We start from the raw sequence: 21,085 nt of genomic DNA on the forward strand, positions 1-21,085 counted from the left end.
GGCTCTGCCGGAGAGCATGCCTGTGCGGTAGGCGGCCAGGTGACAGCGCCGACGACGACCACGTCGGTGGTCATCGCGTGATCACGACTCCGCCGGTGTAGGGCATGGAGAGCCTGGTCAGGACATCGTGGTAGGCGTCCATGAAGGCCGTGCGGACGTTGTTCCGCTCGAGGGCGGCGACGCCGCGTACGGTCGACTCCCCTGGTGTCCCGACCTCCCGGCGGACCGCGAGCGTATCGCCGCCGCGCTTGAGGATCAGCTCGGCGGTGCCCGCGAGCGTGTGCAGGAACATGTCCCGCGCGCGCCCAACGTCAAGGCCGTGGCAGACCGCGCCGTCGATGGCCGCCTCGGCCAGTACGGCAATGAGCGCGGGCATCACGCCCGCGGTGGCCGTCGCGAGGTTCATCTGGGCTTCGGGCAGGACGATGACCAGCCCGAGGCGCTCAAGGATCGGGATCGCGGTCTCGCCGCCCTCGGCCACGGCGACGACGCCGCGCCCGAGCTCGACGGGGAGGTTCGGCATGATGCGCACCACCGAGGCGCCGGGGTAGGCGGCCTGGAGTTCCGCGACGGTGGTGGGCCCCATCATGGAGATCACCAGCTTGCTGTCCGCGTCGACGCCCTTGGCGACATCGGTGAGCTGGTCGGGGCGGTGCCCGAGGAACACCACGTCGGAGTGCCTGAACAGCTCGGCGTTGCTGGTCAGCGCCTCGCCACCGAGCTCGGCGACGAGGGCCGCCGCGCGGCCGGAACCGGAGTCGGTGGCGAGGACGGGTTCGCCGAGTCCTCGGGCGATCGCGCGGGCCATGTTCCCCGCGCCGACAAAGCCGATCATGATCTGCAACTTCCTAGTAGGCGCCGGATCGGGTCTCGCCCCAACCCGTGAGGTGGTCGGGAACCGGCATCCCCGCGGGCACGTACTCGTCAGGCACAGGGGTCCCCGGGGCGACGCGGAGCGGGAGCTGACCCGCCCAGACAGGCAGTGACCTGTCGGCGGGCGCGTCGCCGGCGTCGCCGGTGCGTACCTTCGCCGACGCCTCGACGATCGGGACACTGACCAGGAGCACGGATCGCAGCTCCGCCTGGGTGAGTGGGCGCAGGAACGGGATCCGGCCCGGAGTGATCTTGTCGATGAGCGCATGCATCCTCGGCAGCACCTCGTCGAGGTCTTCGACGGCTCGCCCCTCCCCCATGACGACGGCGGATCGGTAGTTGACCGAGTTCTGCAGAACGCTCCGCCCCATCACCACGGAGTCGATCACAGTGGCCTCGACGCAGACGGGGACGCCCTCGGCGACTTTGTTCATCATGCGGTTCTTCCGCGCGCCGTGGATCAGCAGCTCGTCACCGATCCTGACGTGCAGCGTCGGCAGGACGACCGGGTCGCCGCCGTCCACGAAGGCGACGTGGCACAGCATCGCCTCGTCGAGGATCGAGCGTACGAGGTCCAGGTCGTACGACCCGCGCGCGGGACGTCGCCGGAGCCTCACCCGGTCACTGGCCGGGGCCGTCTCTTGGGACTTCGTCATGACGTCGATGCTCCTGGACCTGAGCTCACGGCTCCAACGACCAGCGTCGGAATCTTCATTCCGGCCCTTCGGCAGGTGTAGCAGCACGGCTCCGGAGCACGACCGGTCCCGTCGGCACCGCCGAGCACGCGAGTACGGCCCGCGAACCTGGCGTGATCGGCGGATCGACCAGGTACGACACCTCGCCGTGCACCAGGTCGAGCACGCACGTGCCGCAAGCGCCCGATCGGCAGGCGGACGGAACGGGCACCCCGTGGTTCTCGGCCAGTTCGAGCAGCGTGCCGTCGGCGTCCGTCCAGGTCGCCGCGACGTCCTCGGGAAGGTAGGTCACCGGGTGTGGTCCCGGGTCCGGCGCGGGCCGCCGGACGGGCGGTTCTGTCGCGGGCGAGAGGAACGGGTCGGCGTGGATGCGGTCCGCGTCCACGCCCGCCGCCCGCAGGGCCCCGGACACCGCGGCCACGAAGCCGGTCGAGCCGCACACGAGCGCGTCCGCGCCGGCGGGCAGGAGCTCGACGATGTCGCTCGGGCCGGGGCGTCGTGCTGCCGGGCGGGTTTCGAACAGCGTAGCCGTACCGCCGGTCCGCTGGACGGCGTCGGCAACCTCGGGCCACAGCGCCGCGCTCTTCTCGTCGGCGTCGACGTGCAGTACGGCGAGCGGCCTGCGGTCGGCGTCGGCCACCAGTTGCCGCACCGTGGCGGCGACGGGGGTGATGCCGATCCCCGCGCTCACCAGGTACAGCGGCCGCCGTTCCGGGGAGAGCGCGGGAACCCCGAACGGGCCCGAGATGAGCAGCCGGTCGCCGCTGACCAGGGACGCGAGGCGGTTGGAGACTTCTCCGCGGAGGCGCACCGTGATCCGGAGCCGTCCTGAGACACTGTACGCGCGCCAGGTCATGCCACCGTCCGCGGTGGGCAGGTGCACCCGCAGGTGCTGGCCGGCGGCCACCGGCAGGCGGAAGGGGTCGCGGAGCCACAGGCTGACCGTCCTGTCGTCCTCGCGCACCGTTTCGAGCACCTCGGCCTCCCGGGGCCAGGACGCGTCGGCATACCGTACGGTGCCGGGCGGGCCGCCCACGGTCACTGGCGCGCCCTTGCGGAGCAGGGCAGGGTGGGGCGCGGCCAGGCGCGCGTAGACGCCCAGGTTCGGGTGGCCGAAGGCCCGGGTGAGTACGGCGGGGAGTTCGACGTCCCGCTCGCCCGTGCTCGGGTTCGCCGACGTCGCGCGGCAGCGGCCGGTGTGCCTGGTCACCTCGGCCTCGCAGTCGCCGAGCCGGACGCGCCGGCCGACCCACGCCAGCTCGGCGAACGCGGGCAGCCCGTCGAGATAGACGTTGGCGCGGAACCGCCGGAAATCCAGGTCCGATACGGCGAGCGCCCGCACCGTGGCGAGGTTGACCAGCGAAAGCTCGGTGTCGGGCAGATCCCACAGAGCCGCCCCGTCGCCCCGGACCAGCCGCAGCCCGGGTTCGCCGAACCACGCGCCGAGGATGCCTTCCGAAGGCCGGTCGGAACGCACCGGCGGCCCGTCAGGGTGAGCGAGGTGGCGGAGCTCCACCACTCCGGCCCCTGCCATCGTGACCGTCACCTGCGTCATGTCGGGATCGCGTGCCACCTGCTTGAACGCCGATCGCGGCCGCCAGGCCGTCCTGGGCGGCACCTGCTGGTCGCCGCGCGCGATCGCCAGCGAGCGGTCGTGGCGCAGGCCGGTGCCGGGCAGAACGTCGGCCTCCTCGACGGGGACGCCACGGGCGCCTTTCACCGGGTACACCCACAACGACGCGATGTGCCCGGTCATCGCTGGTCGCGATAGCTCGGCGGCCGGCGCTCGCGGAGGGCGGCGACCGCTTCCCTGGAGTCGGCCTCCCCGGACAGGCGGCCGGTCATCCGCTGCTCGAACTCGTAGCCCGCCTTCAGGTCCATGAACTCGATCGTGTTCAGTGACTCCTTGGCATGGCGGAGCGCGGTCAGGCTGTGCCGCGTCATCTTCCCGGTGAGCGCGAGCGCGCTGTCGAGCACCTCGCCGTCGGCGACGACGCGCAGCACGGAGCCGAACCCGACGAGGTCGGAGGCGGGCCACGGGTCGGCGGTGAAGTACATCGCCCGCATGATCGGCTGCGGCACCAGCCGGGCGAGGTGCGCCGCTCCGCCCATCACCCCGACGCTCACCTCGGGCGTCCCGAACCTGGCGCTCTCGCCGGCGACGATGACGTCGCAGGAGGCGGCGATAGCCAGCCCGGTGCCCAGCGCCGCTCCGCGGACCGCGCCGACCACCGGGACCGGGCAGTCGTAGATGGCGGCGAAGGCGTCGCGGACCAGGCGCATCCGCCCGGCGGAGTTGGCCGGGTTCAGCGTGAGGAACTCCTCGAGGTCGTTCCCCCCGCAGAAGTGCTTGGCGCCGCTGGTGAGGACGACCGCCTTCGTCCCCGGCAGCACCTCGTCGAACCGGCCGAACAGGTCGCGGATCTCCTCGTACATGCTCATGTTCACCGCGTTGACCGGCGGCCGGTCCAACGTGACGACGGTCGTGGCGCCGAATTCTTGAAGAGAGAGATACATCCGGCTCCTCAGCAGATGGGCAGGACGACGTGCGAGGGGTGCGAAGCATCCCGGTAGACGGTCTGGGCCGCCGTGACCGGATCGCCGGGCGCGCCGCCCAGGTTGGTGTTCCTGTCGAACCGCGGGAAGTCCGCGGAGCTGACGTCGACGCGGATTCGGTGCCCGGCCTTGAACCGGTTCGCGGTGACCCACATGTCGATCTCCAGCGGGTAGATCTCGCCGGGCACAAGTGGTTCGGCGCCCCGCTCCAGGTCGCGGTACCTGGCCCGCAGCAGGCCGTTCACCAGCTGTACGGCCCGTCCGTCCGGGGTCACGTCGCTCAGCCGTACGGCGAAGTCGGTGTCCACGGCCGAAGAACTCACGTAGAGCAGCGCCCGAAGCTTGCCGACGACGTCGACGTCATGCTCGAGCGGCTCCGTGGTGTAGGTGAGGATGTCGCCGCGCCGCTGCACCTCGCTGACGTCCACGCTTCCCGGCGGGTAGACCCAGGAGACGATGTGGCCGCCGACCGTCGGGGTCGGGTCGAGCGGGTCGTAGACGTACTGGTCGGCGGCCTGTTGCTGCTCGGGCGGCGTGGTGTTCAGCGTTCCGCCGGCGCCGAGGTAGAACGGGGTGTCGACGGCTTCGGGAAGAGGCCAGTCGTCCGCGGTGCGCCACTCGTTGGCGCCCATCAGGTAGTAGATGACGCGGGGCCAGTCGTCGACGGAGCCGTCCCGGACGGTCTGATACCAGGCCAGCGTGAAGTCGACGTTGCTCCAGTGGTTGTGCCACAGCTCCTCGTGCTCCCCCATGCCTTCCTTGTAGCCGGGGAGGTTGTGCGCGGACGGGGTGACGATGATCCGGGCCTGGGAACGCAGCGGCTCCGGCGCGTGCTCGCGGAGCAGCTCCCACGTCTCCAGCGCGTCGTTGACGAACCAGTCGTACCAGCCGGTGCGCAGCAGCGGGATCGCCCGCAGGCCGGCCACCTGCGCGGCGGGGTCGACGGCGGGCAGGGTGTGCCTGTCTATCGAGATGCCCTGGCCGAAGAGCGGCCCGATGTTCTCGACGTCGACCATGGTGACGTGCGGTGACCCGGCGAGACCTCGGACGAAGTCGGCGCGTTCCGCGCACGTCAGCGAGCAGTAGCGCGCCCACAACCAGGCCTGCGCCTCGCCCGTCGACAGCTCCTTGAGCTCGGGGAACGTCTGCGACAGCTCGGCCAGCCGAGGGTTGACGAACGGCTCGTTGAAGAATCCCGTCGCCCACGTCTCGTCCAGCATCATGGGCTCGAGCTGCCAGAACGGCACGTCCGACTTCTCCTCGCCGTGGCCGATGGTGCGCGCGAGCGCGTTGACCACCATGTGGTACGACGCGGTCTTCACGCCGACCCCGAGGCCGCTGACCTCCGGCACGATCGTGGTCATCTTCGGATGCGTCGCCATCGGCCACTGCACCTGGCCGACATAGGAGCCGCCGACGGAACCGATGAACCCGTCACACCAGTCCTGCGCGCTGACCCACTCCACGAAGTCGTGGCCGTCCTCGGGCTCGAACACGTAGAAGTCGTAGTCGTCCGGCTCGCTGCCGCCCGTGCCGCGCAGGTCCTGCACCGCCACCGCGTAACCGCGGCGGGCGAACGACATGAACGGCGCCACCAGCCTGTCGGCATCCCGGCCGTACGGGGTGCGCACCGCGACCACGGGCGCGGGCAGCCGCGGCGGAAGGTAGAGATCGGTGGCGAGCCGGATGCCGTCGCGCATCGTCACGGACACCGTTTCGAGCCGGATGTCAGCCGCCGCGAAGGTGGCGGCCGTGCGCGGTTCCCGGCTCTTCAGAATGTACTGGAGTTCGTCGGACACGGTCATCTGGCCGGTTCTCCCATCACGTCCCGGAGAACGCGCAGCACGTTCTCGCCGAGGACCTTGCGAATGTCCGGCTCGGCGAAGCCGCGCCGGACCATCACCTCGGTGATCTTCGGCAGGTCGGAGGGGCGGGAGATCTCAGCGGGCACATGGGCGCCGTCCGGGGCGCCGACCCAGCCGCCGAAGACGCTCTGGTAGTAGTCGTCGATGAAGTCGGGCCCCAGGCCGACGTGGTCGATGCCCGCCACCTCGACGACGCGCTCGATGTGGTCGACGACGCGTTCGGCCGTCGGCGCGGCCGGGTCGATGAAGTACGGGATGGCGGCGGCGACGCCGATGACCCCGCCGAGTCCGGCGATGGCCTTGAGCTGCTCGTCGCCGAGGTTGCGGTGGCTGTCGGTGATGCCGAGGCACGCCGAGTGCGTCGCCAGGAACGGCCGCGTCGCCAGGGAGAGCACATCCTCCACGCCGGCCATCCCGAGGTGGCTGATGTCGAAGACGATGCCGAGCTCTTCCATCTCGCGCAGCGCTGTGATGCCTTGCGGGGTCAGGCGGCCGCGCGAGGTCGAGTCCAGGCCGCTGCCGTCGGCGAGGAAGGTGCGGGCGTAGTGCGCCATGGAGATCACCCGGACTCCCACGCGTGCCATGGTGCGCACCAGCTCAGGGTCCTGCCCGACGGCGTGCGCGCCCTCCAGGGCGATCACCAGGGCGATGCGCCCTGCCGCGGTGGCCGCGTCGACGTCGGCGCCTGTCAGGCAGACCGTCACGTCGTCGCTGTGTTCCGCGGCGAGCTCGTGGATCCGTTCGATCAGCAGCAGGGTCCTGCGCAGCGCGCCCTCCGTCTGGAACTGATCCTCGATGCAGATCGGCAGGACCTGCACATCGACGCCGCCGGCGCGGAGCTCGGGCAGCCAGTATCGGGCGAAGTGGTCCGGTCGTCCCCTGCGGTCGAAGTGGTCGACCAGCAGGATGAGGTCGTTGTGGGTGTCGACCACGACGGCGTCGTCGTGGAGGCTGCGGGATTCGGTCATGACAAACTCCTAGGCCAGGGTTGCTGGATCGCTGTTGCCGCCGCACACGATGACGGCGACGCGTTCACCGGGTCCGGGGACGTAGCCGCCCCCGGTGAGCGCCGCGAGCGGCGCGGCGGCACCCGGTTCGGCACAGATCCTCAGCTCGTTCCAGAGGCGTTGCCGGGCGTCGAGGATCGCCTGTCCGGGCACGACCACGACGTCGTCGATGGCGTGCCGTGCGATCTCCCAGGCGATCGCGCCGATCCGGCTCGCTCCGAGCGCGTCCGCGGCGACACCGCTGACGCCGATCGTGACCCGCTCGCCCGCGGCTCGGGCAGCGGCGAGGGTGGGGGAACCCTCGGCTTCCACCGCGACGACCCTGACGCGGCGGCCGTACCAGGTGGCGATCCCGCCGGCGAGACCGCCGCCACCGCAGGCGACGAGCACGGTGTCGACGTCCGGGCACTGCTGCTCGAGCTCGAGTGCGACGGTCCCCTGTCCCGCGATGATCTCCGGCTGGTCGTAGGCGTGCATGAGCAGGGCTCCGCTCTCCGCCGCTCCGCGTTCGGCGGCGACGGCCGCGTCGGCGAAGGCGGCGCCCACCTGGTGGACGCGCGCGCCGTACTGGCGCAGCCTGGCGACCTTGGCTTCGGGAGCCGTTCGCGGGACGAACACCTCGACCGGATGACCGAGCTGCCGGCCCACGTGCAGCAGGGCGAGCCCGGCGTTGCCGCCCGAGGCGATGACCATCCCGGCAGCGGGCACCGGTCGGATCAGCGCCCGGTTGAACAGGCCGCGCGGTTTGAACGATCCGGTGTGTTGCAGCAGTTCGAGTTTGAGCACCAGGGGCGCGTCGACGCCGAACGTGCCCCGCGCCACCTCGATCAGCGGCGTTCTCCGTACGTGCCCGCGGATCCTATCCGCGGCGGCCTCGATGTCACCCGGCGCGGGAACCATCACAGCGTCCGGGAGATGAGGTCCTTCATGACCTCGTTGGTTCCGCCGTAGATCTTCTGGGCGCGGGCGTCGGCGTACAGGCGGGAGATGAGGTACTCCCGCATGTAGCCGTAGCCGCCGAACAGCTGCAGGCACCGGTCGGTCACGTCGCACTGGTTCTGGGTCAGCCACCACTTGGCCATGGACGCGGTCGCCGGGTCGAGGGTGCCCGCGCAGAACTTCTCGACGCAGTCGTCCAGGAAGACCCGCGACGCCCGGACGATCGTCGCCAGCTCGGCGAGCTCGAACTTGACGTGCTGCATGGCGAACAGGGGCGCGCCGAAGACCTCCCGGGTCTTCACGTAGGCGATGGTCTCCTCGAGCGCGCGTTCCATGGCGGCCACCGCGGTCACGGCGATGACGAGGCGCTCGCGGGGCAGCTCGCGCATCAGCATCCCGAAGCCCGCGCCCTCCGCGCCCAGCAGGTTCTCCACCGGGACGGGTACGTCGTCGAAGAAGAGTTCCGCGGTGTCCTGGCCGTGCAGGCCCAGCTTGTCGAGGGTCCGGCCGCGCCGGAATCCCGGCGCGGCCGCCGTCTCCAGGACGAGCAGGGAGATTCCGTTCCTGCCGGCGGCCGGGTCGGTCTTGGCGACGACGATCAGAAGGTCACACTGCGCGCCGTTGCTGATGAACGTCTTGGAGCCGTTGAGCAGGTAGTGGTCGCCGCCGCGGGTGGCGCGCGTCCTGACGTTCTTGAGGTCGGTGCCCGCGCCGGGCTCGCTCATGGCGACGGCGCCGACGATGTCACCGCTCGCCATTCCGGGCAGCCAGCGGGCCTTCTGCTCCTCGGTGCCGTGGATGACGAGGTACTGGGCGACCACGCCGCTGTGCACCTGGAGGCCGAGCCCGGTGTCGCCCGCACGTGCCTGCTCGCTGAGGACGACCGCCTCGTGGGCGAACGTGCCGCCGCCTCCGCCGTACTCGTCGGGGACCTCGCAGCAGAGCAGGCCGAGCGCCCCGGCCTTGAGCCACACCTCGCGGTCCACGTGCTTCTGCTGATCGAAGCGTTCGAAGTGGGGAACGACCTCGGTCTGGAAGAAGTCGCGAGCGACCTCGCCCAGCGCGGCGCCCTCGTCATCGACCCAGCGCGGCCGGCCGGCGGTCGTGGTGGTCATCGTCCTCCTCAATTCACGGCTCGGTCGGCGGCGTCCCAGAAGCGTGCCCGCAGCTGCTTCTTGTCGATCTTGCCCAGTGGGGTGAGCGGCAGGACCTCCACGAAGTCGAGCCGCTTCGGCGCGTGCACGGGCCCCTTGAGCTCGCGGACGTGGGCGACGAGCTCCTCGGCCGTGACGGTCGCGTCCGCGGTTCTGACGACGAAGGCCGTCACCGCCTCGCCCCACTTCGGGTCCGGAACGCCGATCACCGCCGCGACGGCCACGTCCGGGTGCGTGGCCAGGGCGTCCTCCACCTCGCGCGGGTAGATGTTGAACCCGCCGGTGATCAGCATGTCCTTCTTGCGGTCGGCGAGGTACAGGTAGTTGTCCTCGTCGAAGCGGCCGATGTCGCCGGTGTGCAGCCAGCCGTCGCGCAGCACCTCCGCGGTCAGCTCGGGCTGCCGCCAGTAGCCGTCCATGAGCAGCGGTCCGCGAACGCAGACCTCACCGAGCTCGCCGACCGCGCAGGGCCGGTCGTCGTCGTCGAGGACGGCGACGTCCAGCGCGGGGTGCGGCTTGCCGCAGGAGGTGAGCCGGCCCAGCTCGTGGTCCTGCTTCGAGAGGGTGGTGACGGTGTTGGGGGCCTCTGTCTGTCCGTAGAACTGCACGAACACCGGGCCGAACACGTCGAGGGCCTGCTCGAGGCGGTCGGGCGACATGGGGGCCGCGCCGTACAGGATCGTCCGCAGGCTGGACAGGTCCGCCGGGTGCGCGGCGACGTGGTCGAGCAGGACGTAGATCATGCTCGGGACGAGGAAGGTCGCGGTGATCCGCTGTGTCCGCACGATCTCGCAGAACTCGGCGGGGTCGAAGCCCTTCGTGAGCGTGATGCTGCCACCCTGGTGGAAGATCGCCGGCGCCATGCCCGCGAGCGCGTGTGTCAGCGGCGTCGAGCCGAGGAAGCGCAGCTCGGTCGGGAGCTGCCAGTGCGCGACCGAGAGGTGGACGTGCGTGACCAGCGAGCGGTGGGAGAGCATCACCCCCTTGGGGCGGCCGGTGGTCCCTCCGGTGTAGCCGAGGAAGGCGATGTCGGACTCACGGGCGAGCGTGGGGATGCCCTCGTCGGACTCGCCGGACTCGTGGGCTGCCAGGGCATCGAGGGCGAAGACCCGCGGGCGGGTTTCCAGCTCGGCCGCGAGGGTCTCGGCGTACTGCGGTTCGTCGGCGATGAGCGCCGTGATGCCCGCGTCCTCACACACGATGACGTGATCGGCCGACGATCCCATCGGGTGCAGTGGCGTGTAGCGCGCGCCGAGGGACTGCGTGGCTGTCATCGCGGCGAACGTCTCGGGCCGGTTCGGGGCGATCATCGCGACGCCGTCGCCGGGCTTGACCCCGCCGTCCCGCAGCGCCGCCGCGATCCGCGCGATCAGCCGCCGCAGCTCGCCGTACGACAGGTCTCCGCCCGGGGTGGCGAAGGCGACCCGGCCCGGATGACGCTGGAGCGAGCGCGAAACCAGGTCGACGATGGTCGGCCCGCGACGCAGGTCGTTCACCGCCGCAGCTCCGCCTCGAAACCGTCGAGCAGACGGCTGATCCCGAACATGTACTGCCCTTCCGGGTCCTCGGAGACCACGTCGCCGAGCCGCCGGATCGGCGAGTCCGCGGGCGTGTCCTCGCGCACGAAATTGTCGGCCACCTCGCGGGCGAACTCCTCGCCGCCGCCGCGGAAGCGCGAGACCTCCCAGGCCAGGGCGCCGATGATGTGGTTGCGCAGGGCCATGAACCCGCGGATCGAGGAGTCCTCGTCGAACCCGGCCTCGTGCAGCAGCGAGATCATGTCGAGCCCCACGGAGGCCGCGGCCGGGCCCCGGACGTATGTCGCGAGGACGATCTCGACGAGGGCCGGGTGGCGCAGCGTACAGCGGCGGACCTCGAGCGCGAACTCCTCCAGACGCACCCGCCAGGGCCGCCTGTCCTGGACGATGGCCGGGATCTCGGACACCGCGAGATCGGCGACGGCGTCGAGCAGCTCCTGCTTGTCGCTCAGGTGCCGGTAGAGCGACATCGGGCTGCCGCCGAGCGCCTCGGCGACGCGAGCCATCGTGACGCCGCCCAGCCCCTCGCGGTCGGCGATGTCGAGCGCCGCGGCGACCACCGTCTCCCGATCCAGCGCCCCGCGCGGCAACCGCGCCGACGTACGCACCTTGGGCTGAGTCACCACGTGTCCTCCTGAGCTCTTGCACCGGTCTTTGCGTATGAGCATAGTGTACGTATGTACGACAGCGAAGTGAAGAGTCTCTGGCTGCACGGAGCCGCCCTCGTCACGGCCACCGGAAGCGACCCGGAACAGGCCGGGATCCTTCTCGAAGCAGGCCGGATCGCGCGGATCGGCGGAGCCGCGCCGCGCGGGACCGACGTCGTGGACTGCACCGGCCTCACGCTGACTCCCGGCCTGATCGACGCGCACGTCCACCTGGGCATGGCCAGCCCGATCCTGGACAGCGTCGGTTACGGCATGTCCGTCGCGGAGATCGCGGCCGACATGTTCGCCAACTGCGCGCGGACGCTCCGCACGGGTTTCACCACGGTGCGGGACTGCGGCGGAATCGACGCGGGGCTTGCCGGCGTCGTCGCCTCGGGCAAGATCCCCGGCCCGAGGATCGTGCAGTGCGGCCCGATCCACTGCCAGACGGGCGGGCATGGCCACTACGCCTCGGAGTGGGAGCCCGCCGGCCTGTGGAGCGGCCAGGAGATTCCCGGCCTGCGGACGCTGGCGATGCTCGCCGACAGCCCCGACGAGATGCGGAGGAACGCGCGCGAGTCGTTCAGGCGCGGTGCCGACTTCCTCAAGCTCTGCGTCACGGGCGGTGTCATCTCCAAGCACGACAAGCTCACCGACACCCAGTTCACCTTCGAGGAGATCGCGGCCGCCGTCGCGGAGGCCACGGCCCGCGGCACCTACGTCACCGTCCACGCGCACAACGTCGCGGGCATCCGCAACGCCGTACTGGCCGGGGTCCGGTGCGTCGAGCACGGCACCGGCATCGACGAGGAGACCGCCGCGCTCATGGCCGAGCGCCAGGTTTCCCTCGTGCCGACGCTGGCCGCGGTCGAGGCGGTCATCAGGAACGGGCTCGGCCTGCCCAGCGAGTTCGCCGAGCGCGCGGTGCAGGTGCGCCAGGCGATGATCGACGGGCTGCTCGCGGCCAAGGCCGCCGGGGTCAGGATCGGCCTCGGCTCCGACGTCATCGGGCCCGACCAGAGCCGCAGGGGCGAGGAACTCACCCTGCGGGCCGCGGTGGAGTCACCGATGGAGGCGCTGATCGCCGCCACCCGCGTCAACGCCGGGCTGCTCGGGCTCGACAGCGAGATCGGCACGCTGGAGGTGGGGAAACGGGCGGACATCGTCGGATTCGCGGGGAACCCGCTGGAGGACCCGAAGCTGTTCGCCGATCCGGAGAGCGTCGTGCTCGTGCTGCGGAACGGTGTGATCGTGAGCTAGCGTCCGCCGCCGAAGACGGCGACGAACGAGACGAACTCGCCGGGCAGCCCGCCCATGTTGTGCGCGAGGCCGAGCCGTGGCGAAGCCAGCTGGCGCGGTCCGGCCTCGCCGCGGAACTGCAGCCACAGCTCGAAGATCATACGCAGGCCGCTCGCGCCGACGGGATGGCCGAAGGACTTGAGCCCGCCGTCCGGGTTCACCGCCAGCGCGCCGCCGAGGTCGAAGTCGCCGTTGAGAACGTCCCGCCAGGCCTGGCCACGCTGGGAGAAGCCGAGATCCTCCATCAGGATCAGCTCGGTCGGCGTGAAGCAGTCGTGCACCTCCGCCATCGAGAGCTGCTCGCGCGGGTTCGTGATCCCCGCGTCCGCGTACGCGATCTCGGCGCACCGCACCACCTCGGGGAAGGACGCGTGCGCGACGCCCGCGGTGGCGGCGCCGTCGCTCATCCCCGCGTGCAGCGACATGCCCTTGAGGTAGATCGGCTGGTCGGTGTAGTCGAGCGCGTCCTCGGCGCGGACGATGATCGCGGCGGCGGCGCCGTCGGAGACGCCCGAACAGTCGTACACGCTGAGGTCGCCCGCGATCCTGGGCGCCGCGTCGATCTTCTCCTTCGGCACGTCGGAGGTGTACTGCGCGCGTGCCGGGTTCCTGGCGCCGTTGGCGTGGTTGCGCCAGGCGATGTGGGTGAGTGCCCTGCGGACGTCGCCCGGGTCCACGCCGTACGCCCGGCTGTAGGCCGCCGGCAGCATCGCGTAGGCGGCCGGGTTGCTGACCTCGGCGGCGGTGTTGTCGCCGGGCGGCGCGTTCAGCGTCAGCCCCGAGTAGCCGCTGTCCTTGGTCTTCTCCACGCCGACCGCCATCGCCACGTCGTAGACCCCGGCCGCCACGGCGAAGGCGGCGTTGCGAAAGGCGTCGGAGCCGCTCGCGCAGAAGTTCTCCACCCGCGTCACCGGGCGCTCCACCTTGAGCGCCCTGGCCAGGGGCAGCCCGGCGTGTCCCGAGGCCACCGTGGCGTACCAGTAGGCCTCGACGTCGTCCTTGCGCAGGCCGGGGACGGACGCGATGGCGTCGAGAGCCGCCTCGATGAGCAGATCGTCGGCGGATTTGTCCCACAGCTCGCCGAATCTGGTGCACCCCATCCCGACGATGGCGATGCGGTCGCGCATGCTTCGGGTCACCGTTTGGGCCTGGCCTTCCAGAAGTAGTTGGGGACGCCGTCGAGGGCGTACGTGCGCCGGAACGTCATCTCGATCTCAGCGCCGTCGGCGATTCCGGTCGGCGGGGTGTCGGTGAGCTCGAGCAGGAGCCGTCCCGTCGTGCCGAAGTCGATCAGTGCCGCCGTCGCCGGGGGCGCCGGGCTGTCGGACACGCCGTCGGCGGCCTGCGTCACGACGGTCCCGGTGAGATCGGCGACGCTGAACGGCCTGGCCCGGTCGACGGCTCCGCAGGCGCACACCCGCGCGGGTGGCAGGTAGACCTTGCCGCACGCCGCGCACTGCGAGCCCGCCAGGCCGTACTTCCACGCGCTGTTGCGGAAGGCCGGGGCCGGGGCGACGGCGGGACGTGCCGGCCTGCGGGCGGGTTCGCGGTCGAGCGCGCCGCGCCAGGTGAGGTACTGGTGGTAGCCGATCTCCTGCCCCCTCCTGTCCGGGCTCCGGCGGCCGTCCTTCAGCACCCGGAGGAGCAGGGCGTCGGCTCCGCCTCCCGCGGAGACCGCGAGGATCGTGTCGCCCGCCCTGGCCGTGTCGAGGGCGCGGGCCAGGAGCAGGCCGAGGTCCGCTGCGCCGCAATAGCCGGTGCTCTCGCGGTGCGACTCCTGCACGTCCGCGCCGCCCGCCGCGCCGACCGAGGCTCTCAGTGCGCTCGCCAGACGCCGGTTCAGTGTGGAGACCAGGGCCGTGGTCGGTGTCCCGGCCTCTGCCACGACCTCCTGTACGGCCCGCGCGAGCACATGGTGGACGAGGCGGTCCTCCCCGAGCAGCGCGTAGCCGGTTCGGGGAGCCCGCCAGGCGTCCATGACCTCCATCGGCGCCGACACCGACCCGATCACCTCGGCGACGGCGTCGTCCTCACCGGAGTCACCGGAGTCACCGGAACCGAACAGGAACGCGGCCGCGCCGTCACCGCCGTCAGCCTCCTCCGCCGACCCCGGCCGCCCGGTGCGGAGATCAGCCAGTACGGCCACGCCACCCGACCGGGCGGCCACGCTGAGCGCGCCGAAGCCCGACCGCAGGCCGGTCAGGTCCAACGCGAAGGCCCGGCCGTGCATCCCGGTGGCGGCGTGCACGATCAACGAGCAGGACTTGTCGAGCAGCGGCGGGTCGGTCGTGGCGAAGTACAGGTTTCCTGCCTCGCGGACCCCCGCGCCGAGCGCGCGGGTGGCCGCCACCGCCATGGAGACCGCGTCCTCGTCGTACCCCGCCACCGTTCGGGCACCGGAGCCGCTCGGGACGCCGGTGAGCGCGGTGCTGATGGTGGCGCGGGTGAGCCGGTAGTGAGGCAGGTACGTCGCGTAGGCGAGCAGTCTTCCTGTCATCGGCTCAGCCGCAGACCGCTTCCATCACGCGGACGAAGTTCTCGCCGAGGACCTTGGCGATGTCCTCGTCCGACCAGCCGCGCCCGACCAGGCCGCGGGTGATGTTGGGGAAGTCGCGGTAGTCGTCGAACCCGGCCATCTGCTGGGTGGCGACCAGGCCGTCCTCCGGCCGGAACCCGGTGTCGGCGAACAGCGGCTGCACCAGGCCCTCGAGCATCCACCCGGGCAGTTGCAGCGGCCAGTCGGTGCCGATGGCGACGTGGTCGACGCCGGCCACCTCCGCGACGTACTCGACGTGGTCGAGCATCGCGTTGATCGTCACGGAAGGCCCGTCGGCCAGGAAGAACGGGACTGTCACGATGCCGATCACGCCGCCGGTCCCCGCGAGGGCGCGCAGTTCCTCGTCGGTCTTGCCGCGCGCGTGCGCGAACACGCCGCGCGCCGCCGTGTGGGAGGCCACGACCGGCTTCTCGGAGACCTCGCACGCGTCCAGCGTCGTCCGCCGCCCGACGTGGCCGGTGTCGACGATGATGCCGAGCTCGTTCATCGCCTTGACGCTGTCCACGCCGAACCTGGACAACCCGGCGTCCGTGCGCTCGGTGCAGCCGACGCCGACCGAGGTCATCGTGTTGTAGGTCAGCTGCGTCATCCGCAGCCCGGCGTCGTGCGCCCAGGCCAGCACGTCGAGGTCGCGCCACGGCCCCAGCATCACCTGCGAGCTCACCAGCCCGGCGTGGGTGCCGGATTCGTGCGCCGCGCGGATGTCGGCGGCCTTCAGCGCCTTGGTCAGCCAGGGGAAGGAGTCGAACTGCTTCTGCACGAACGAGAACGTGCGCTCGCGCACGTGCTGGTCCTCCGACAGCTCTACCTGCCGGTTCCCGCAGGTGATGCCGCTGTCGTCCCAGCACTGTCTCACCTCGTCCATCCGCCCGGCGATCGCCCGGCGGATCGGCGCCTCCAGCCCGTCCGCGAAGGCCCCCAGCATGTCGTGGGTCTTCTCGTAGCGGGCCCGCAGGTCCTTGTTCATCTCCTCGTCGAACACCCGGTAACCGACCGGCCCCTGGAACAGGGCGTCGACGATGACGCACTCGCGATGCAGCCGCGCGGCACGCTCCTCCTGCGCCTGGTCGAGCCCGAAGTCGAACGTGCCGAACTGTTCCACCATCAAATCCTCCCGTCGTCGCCGATTCGGCGAACGAGCTGGTCCATCATGAACAGGAACTTCGGATGCCCCGCGCCGTCGTCACCGACGCCGTACGCGAAGGGAGCCTGGCCCGGGTGGTCCGCCAGGACCAGGCCGTGCGCGCCGGCGGGCCGGACGCGGACGGCGGCGGGTCCGGGCCGGTCCCGCGTGAGGACGTCTTCGGTCCACCTCGGCGCGCAGGACAACGCGTCGCCGTCGCCGGTGATCGGGATCTCGACGCCCCAGCTCCCGTAGACGCCGTGGTAGCAGGACGGGTCGGCGGGCGGGCCCGACAGGTCGGGCGCGTCCTGGGGCGGCAGGCCGAACCGCTTCTCCACGATCGCCTCCGCGAGCTCCTGGTGGAACGGCATCGAACCGGGTCCGCCGTTGGCGAAGGCGATGTAGGCGGCGCCCATGTCGGGGACGGCCGCGACCATGGCCACGCCGCCGTACGAGCCGCCGCCGTGCGTCAGGACGACGCGATCGCCGTGCCGCTTGCGCAACCAGCTCAGCCCCACGGAGCCCGTTTCCGGCACGGGGAAGTCGAGGTTGTGCGCGGCCATCTGCTCGACCGCGTCGGGACCGAGGTAGCACGGGCCGCCGGGCAGGTGGGTCCGCACGAACGCCAGCGTGTCCTCCACCGAGGTGATGAACGTCGTGCCCGCCGGGCCGAGGCACTCGGGCAGGAGGAAGCGCTTGGTAGGGACATATCCATCCGCGCCGGGATAGTGCCCGATCGCCATGCGGTGGAGGATCGCCTCCTTGGCCGTGAACATGCTGCGCTCCAGGCCGAGCGGCGCGAACAGCCGCTGCCGCATCGCGGCGGAGTAGCCCTCGCCGGTGACGACCTCGATGATCCGGCCGGCGAGCACGAAGCCGGCGTTGTTGTAGGAGAAGTACTCGCCCGGCTCGAACAACTGGCCCTTGTCGCGCAGCAGCTCGACGAAGTTCGCGATCGCCTCGTCGCCCTCGCCGACGTCCGCGATCAGGATCGCCGCGTCGATGCCGTTCGAGTGCGTGACGAGGTGGCGTACGAGCAGCGCGTCCGCCACGCCGGGCTCCCCGAGCGCGAAGTCCGGCAGGTAGCGCTTGACCGGCGCGTCGAGGTCGACCAGCCCCTGCTCGACCAGGGACATGAGCAGCGTCGTCGTCCACACCTTGGTGATCGAGCCGGTCAGGAACAACGTGTCGGACGTCATCTCGATCCCGCTGTTGAGGTTCGCGACGCCGGCGGCCGCGGTCTCGACCCGGCCGTCCTCGACGACCCCGACCACGGCGCCCGGGATGCCGTGCCGCGCCACCAGGTCCTGGACGAGCTCCTGCAGTTCCGTCACATGCGTCTCCGTTCTGCGATGACGTATGTACGTAAACTATGGTGATACGCCTTAAGGTGGCAATACTTCCGCACCCTGTCGAAAGGCGCGGCCGGGATTCCCTTCCGCTGTCGGTCGATGCTCCGGATGCCGCCCGGGATGCTCGCTGGCATGACCTCCGACTTCACCCTCCTGGCCACCGGCACCTCCTCAGGGCAACCCGTCGCGTGCGTGGCAGCCACAGCCGCCGACCAGGCCGCCGACCACGACCTGACCGATGCCGTACGACACGACTACTTCGTGCGCAGGGGTGGGGACCCGGCCTCGATCGTCGCGGTGCTGAGCCCGTCGCCGTCACCCGGATGCGACGACAGGCTGGTCTTCGTCGTCTCCGACGGCATGATCGGCGGCTGCGGCGAGGCTACGATGTTCGCCGCCGCCGTCCGCTCGAGTGGCGCGGGAAGCAGGCGCACCTTCGACACCGCGGCCGGCCCCGTCGAGGCCACCGATCTCGGTGCGGGAGCCGTACGGCTGCGCCTGCCGGAAGCGGGCGCGGTGCCGCGCACGTACCTCGTCGACGTCGGCGATCGCGAGCTGCGCCTGAGGACCGTCGCGGTCGGCGGCAACACGTTCGCGGCCCTGCCCGCCGCCGAGCTCGGGTTGCGGCCCGTCGAGCCGGCGGCGGCGGAGCTCCGGCGCGCGGGCGTCGACCTGCTGCGCCGTCTTGAGGGGCCGGGACTGCTCCTCCTCACCGAGCCGGTCATGGCCGGTGCGACGAGCAGCGCGGTCGTCTGGGGCGACGACATCCTCAACCTGGGCCCCTGCGGCACGGGCACCGGTGCGCGGATGATCCTCGCGCTCCACGACGGGGAGCTCGCCGCCGGGGACGAGCTCGTCCACCGCAGCCCGTACGGCCACGCCTTCCGCGCCCGGGCCCGGAGCGCGGGCCACGAGAGAGTCACCGTGGACGTCGAGGGGACCGTCACGTGGCGGTCCGAACACTAGACCTGATCGTCGAAACGGCCGAGCAGCCGGGCGACCTTCAACCCCAGATGGAAGGCCAGCCGGTCCTCGCCACTGGCCAGCTGGACCCCGGTCAGCTCCTCGATCCGCTGCAACCGGTAGTAGAGCGTCGTGCGATGGACGAACATCTGCTCGGCGGTCAGCTGGACGTCGCCCGCGTTGTCCAGGAACGCCTCAAGCGTCACCGCGAGCTGCTCCCCCTTCGGTCCCCCCTCGAGCAGGCGAAGCAGCCCGCCGGGGAGGGCGTCGACGGTGAGGTCGGCGGGCGGGATGAGGGTGAGCAGGCCGTACACGCCGAGCCTGTCGAAGGACGCCATGCGTTCGAGGCCGCGGACGTGCCGGACGACCCGGGCCGCACGCTCGGCCTGGCGGTAGGAGGCATGCACGCCGGCCAGGTCCTCGACGACGTTGCCGATGCCGGCGACAGGCTCGATGCCGGGCAGGTCGGCCTCGAGCTTGACCAGGAGCTCCTCGATCAGCGTGTGCTTGGCTGCGCCGGCGAGCAGCGGATCTTTGTCGGACAGCAGCAGCATGCCGTGGTTGCGGCGCACGAGGCTGATGTGCCGCCGGTCGGAGAGCCTGCCCGTGATGCGCTCCAGCCACGCGCCGAGGGTGCCACGCTCGGCTTCGAGCAGTGGCCGGTCCTCGGCGTGCAGGCTCACGAACACCACGAACGCCGGCTCGCCTGCGACGAACAGCTCCTCGTCGACGAGTTCGGCGGCGGCGTGCGCGCGGGCGGCGGCGTCTCCCGGGACCACGAGGTCTCGCAGCAGTTCGCGGGCCAGGCTGCGGTGCAGCTCACCCGCGAGCTGGTCGCGCTGCAGGATCACCGCGATCGTGTCGACCGAGTTCAGCACCGTCTGCAGCTCGCTCTCGCTGAGCCGGTCGTCCCCCTCGAGGATCCAGATGAAGCCCAGCAGGGTGCCCTGCTGGCGCACGGGTACGCACAACCGCTGGGTGGAGGCGCCGATCTCCGGCCTGACCGGCGGGCGGAACGGACCTGGCGTGGTTCGGGCGCCCGCTCCGAAGATCCATTCGCTGACGGCGGGCCGTACGTCGCGCGTGAGGATCGACTCCTCGCGGAGCCGGTCCATGCCCGGGTACTCGTGCGAGGAGAAGGCGAGCTGGCGCAGACTCTGGTCGTCGACCGTGACGTTGCGTCGCAGGCGCTTGCCCAGAGCGTCGAGCAGCCTCTGGAGCTCGGTGGTCACAGCCACGTGGTTACGCCGGGGGTGCGGGCGAGGCCGCGATCGCGTCCGCGAGCGACTTGTCGATGTCGTCCCTCCACGTGCGGAACATCTCGGCGTCGTAGGCGTGGGTGAAGATGGCGAAGGTGCGGGCCGTGACGGCGTCGGCGACGATCGGCCCGACGAGCTCGACGTCGATGGGCTCGCCCATCTCCGGCGGGAAGTACACCCAGTCGGCGATGCTCTCCTTCGGCGCGCCCGACAGGCTCGCGGACTCCCCCAGGTTCGTCCCCACGCGCCCCGGGCACAGCACGGAGACGCCGACGCCGTGCGGCCGCAGATCGCGCGCGAGCGCCTCGGAGTACCCGTAGGCGGCGAACTTCGAGGTGATGTACGGCGCGGCGCCCCAGGCGAACGCCCAGGTGCCCGCCACGGAAGCCGTGTTCACCACGTAGCCGGAGCCCCGGGCGACCATCGCGGGGACGAACGCGCGGACGCCCCGCACCAGGCCGAGCAGGTTGACGTCGAGGATCCGCTGCAGATCGGCGATCTCCAGGCGCCACGCGGGCCCGAGTGTGGCGACGCCGGCGTTGTTGCACAGCACGTCGGCCCGGCCGAAGCGGTCGATGACCGCGTCGTGCAGGCGTCCCACCTGCTCATCGCTGGTGACGTCGCAGGAGATGCCCAAGGCGTCGGCCCCCAGCGCTTCGATCGACGCGACCGTCTCCTCGATCCGCGCCGCGTTGATGTCGGCGACGGCGACGGCCGCCCCGCGGCGGGCGAGCTCTTCCGCGATGCTGCGCCCGATCCCGCTCGCGCCGCCGGTGACGACGGCGACCTGCCCGTCGAAGGAATTGTCGTTCATCGTTCCGGCTCCTATTCGGTTCGCTTCGCGATTTCGTCGTGCACGATGACCAGCGCCGCCGCGATCTGCGGCGGAAGCTTCGACCGGTCGCCGAAGCGCCGCAATTCGCCCCTGGTCTCGAGGTCCCGGACGATCACCGGCAGCGCGGGGTCGGCGGAGTGGACCCGGGCGAGCCTGAGCACCCCCTCGTAGTCGGCCTCAAGCCCGAACGTGGGGTCGGCGATCCGGCCGGGGCCCACCTCTACGGCCTCCTCGCTGATCTCCACCCGCCACGTGAGCGTCGTCTCACCGTCGGCGAGCAGGTGCGCGCGCGGGTTCAGGTACTCCTCGTAGAAGGCGACCCGCACGCCCGTCACGTCGACGCCCTTGAGCGCCTCCTCGACGACGTCGCGGAGAGCGCTGATCCACTGCTCGCTCCCCGCCTCGAACTTCTCGGCCACCTGG

Annotated in this window: 19 protein-coding genes; 2 read left to right on the forward strand and 17 right to left on the reverse strand. The window is 71.2% G+C overall.

Annotated elements, in window-relative coordinates; all coding sequences use genetic code 11:
* Window positions 1-70 precede the first annotated feature (70 nt).
* The 10 genes from ACIBG4_RS04655 to ACIBG4_RS04700 are packed head-to-tail and all read right to left on the reverse strand — an operon-like array spanning window position 71 to window position 11,253.
* Window positions 71-835 (reverse strand): pyrroline-5-carboxylate reductase family protein, encoded by a 765-nt coding sequence (locus ACIBG4_RS04655; RefSeq protein ID WP_397200653.1) that lies wholly within the window; start codon window positions 833-835, stop codon window positions 71-73.
* Window positions 836-848: 13 nt separating this feature from the next.
* The gene (locus ACIBG4_RS04660) at window positions 849-1,529 is read right to left on the reverse strand and encodes a pyridoxamine 5'-phosphate oxidase family protein (protein ID WP_397200654.1); all 681 of its coding nucleotides are present in this window, start codon (window positions 1,527-1,529) and stop codon (window positions 849-851) included.
* A gap of 55 nt (window positions 1,530-1,584) precedes the next feature.
* A complete protein-coding gene (locus ACIBG4_RS04665; RefSeq protein WP_397200655.1) occupies window positions 1,585-3,324 on the reverse strand; it encodes a 2Fe-2S iron-sulfur cluster-binding protein in 1,740 nt (579 codons plus the stop codon).
* Entirely contained in the window at window positions 3,321-4,085 is a 765-nt protein-coding gene (locus ACIBG4_RS04670; protein ID WP_397200656.1) for an enoyl-CoA hydratase-related protein, read from the reverse strand. Before ACIBG4_RS04670 ends, ACIBG4_RS04665 begins: the two co-directional genes overlap by 4 nt.
* An 8-nt stretch (window positions 4,086-4,093) precedes the next feature.
* Window positions 4,094-5,929, reverse strand: coding sequence for a CocE/NonD family hydrolase (locus ACIBG4_RS04675; RefSeq protein ID WP_397200657.1), 1,836 nt, complete (start codon window positions 5,927-5,929; stop codon window positions 4,094-4,096).
* A complete protein-coding gene (locus ACIBG4_RS04680; protein WP_397200658.1) occupies window positions 5,926-6,957 on the reverse strand; it encodes a dipeptidase in 1,032 nt (343 codons plus the stop codon). Before ACIBG4_RS04680 ends, ACIBG4_RS04675 begins: the two co-directional genes overlap by 4 nt.
* 9 nt (window positions 6,958-6,966) lie before the next feature.
* Window positions 6,967-7,896, reverse strand: a complete 930-nt coding sequence (locus ACIBG4_RS04685; RefSeq protein WP_397200701.1) for a threonine/serine dehydratase — start codon at window positions 7,894-7,896, stop codon at window positions 6,967-6,969.
* Complete coding sequence (locus ACIBG4_RS04690; RefSeq protein ID WP_397200659.1) at window positions 7,896-9,050, reverse strand: acyl-CoA dehydrogenase family protein; 1,155 nt, start codon at window positions 9,048-9,050, stop codon at window positions 7,896-7,898. The genes ACIBG4_RS04685 and ACIBG4_RS04690 overlap by 1 nt, the downstream gene beginning before the upstream one ends.
* 8 nt (window positions 9,051-9,058) lie before the next feature.
* Window positions 9,059-10,585 carry an AMP-binding protein gene (locus ACIBG4_RS04695; RefSeq protein WP_397200660.1) on the reverse strand — a complete coding sequence of 509 codons (1,527 nt, stop codon included), beginning with the start codon at window positions 10,583-10,585 and terminating at the stop codon, window positions 9,059-9,061.
* Window positions 10,582-11,253, reverse strand: coding sequence for a TetR/AcrR family transcriptional regulator (locus ACIBG4_RS04700; protein WP_397200661.1), 672 nt, complete (start codon window positions 11,251-11,253; stop codon window positions 10,582-10,584). Before ACIBG4_RS04700 ends, ACIBG4_RS04695 begins: the two co-directional genes overlap by 4 nt.
* A gap of 51 nt (window positions 11,254-11,304) precedes the next feature.
* Here ACIBG4_RS04700 and ACIBG4_RS04705 point away from each other — a divergent pair, with 51 nt between their 5' ends.
* Window positions 11,305-12,534, forward strand: coding sequence for an amidohydrolase family protein (locus tag ACIBG4_RS04705; RefSeq protein WP_397200662.1), 1,230 nt, complete (start codon window positions 11,305-11,307; stop codon window positions 12,532-12,534).
* On the opposite strand, the gene ACIBG4_RS04710 is transcribed toward ACIBG4_RS04705, so the two are convergent.
* From ACIBG4_RS04710 to ACIBG4_RS04725, 4 genes are read right to left on the reverse strand one after another with little or no spacing between them, the layout of a single operon-like run.
* Entirely contained in the window at window positions 12,531-13,700 is a 1,170-nt protein-coding gene (locus ACIBG4_RS04710; RefSeq protein WP_397200663.1) for an acetyl-CoA acetyltransferase, read from the reverse strand. The genes ACIBG4_RS04705 and ACIBG4_RS04710 overlap by 4 nt on opposite strands.
* 8 nt (window positions 13,701-13,708) lie before the next feature.
* Window positions 13,709-15,070 (reverse strand): hydroxymethylglutaryl-CoA synthase, encoded by a 1,362-nt coding sequence (locus tag ACIBG4_RS04715; protein ID WP_397200664.1) that lies wholly within the window; start codon window positions 15,068-15,070, stop codon window positions 13,709-13,711.
* Between the two features lie 4 nt (window positions 15,071-15,074).
* Window positions 15,075-16,235, reverse strand: coding sequence for a dipeptidase (locus tag ACIBG4_RS04720; protein WP_397200665.1), 1,161 nt, complete (start codon window positions 16,233-16,235; stop codon window positions 15,075-15,077).
* Window positions 16,235-17,587, reverse strand: a complete 1,353-nt coding sequence (locus tag ACIBG4_RS04725; RefSeq protein ID WP_397200666.1) for a serine hydrolase domain-containing protein — start codon at window positions 17,585-17,587, stop codon at window positions 16,235-16,237. Before ACIBG4_RS04725 ends, ACIBG4_RS04720 begins: the two co-directional genes overlap by 1 nt.
* A gap of 150 nt (window positions 17,588-17,737) precedes the next feature.
* Between ACIBG4_RS04725 and ACIBG4_RS04730 the strand changes: the two genes are divergently transcribed.
* The gene (locus tag ACIBG4_RS04730) at window positions 17,738-18,571 is read left to right on the forward strand and encodes a proline racemase family protein (RefSeq protein WP_397200667.1); all 834 of its coding nucleotides are present in this window, start codon (window positions 17,738-17,740) and stop codon (window positions 18,569-18,571) included.
* On the opposite strand, the gene ACIBG4_RS04735 is transcribed toward ACIBG4_RS04730, so the two are convergent.
* The 3 genes from ACIBG4_RS04735 to ACIBG4_RS04745 are packed head-to-tail and all read right to left on the reverse strand — an operon-like array spanning window position 18,568 to window position 21,081.
* Window positions 18,568-19,800 carry a PucR family transcriptional regulator gene (locus ACIBG4_RS04735; RefSeq protein ID WP_397200668.1) on the reverse strand — a complete coding sequence of 411 codons (1,233 nt, stop codon included), beginning with the start codon at window positions 19,798-19,800 and terminating at the stop codon, window positions 18,568-18,570. The two genes, ACIBG4_RS04730 and ACIBG4_RS04735, sit on opposite strands and share 4 nt — an antisense overlap.
* A gap of 10 nt (window positions 19,801-19,810) precedes the next feature.
* Complete coding sequence (locus ACIBG4_RS04740; RefSeq protein WP_397200669.1) at window positions 19,811-20,641, reverse strand: SDR family oxidoreductase; 831 nt, start codon at window positions 20,639-20,641, stop codon at window positions 19,811-19,813.
* An 11-nt stretch (window positions 20,642-20,652) separates the two neighbouring features.
* Window positions 20,653-21,081, reverse strand: coding sequence for a hypothetical protein (locus ACIBG4_RS04745; protein WP_397200670.1), 429 nt, complete (start codon window positions 21,079-21,081; stop codon window positions 20,653-20,655).
* Window positions 21,082-21,085 lie beyond the last annotated feature (4 nt).

Origin of the sequence: Nonomuraea sp. NPDC050383 (assembly GCF_044459125.1) — a bacterium.
Lineage (GTDB): Bacteria > Actinomycetota > Actinomycetes > Streptosporangiales > Streptosporangiaceae > Nonomuraea.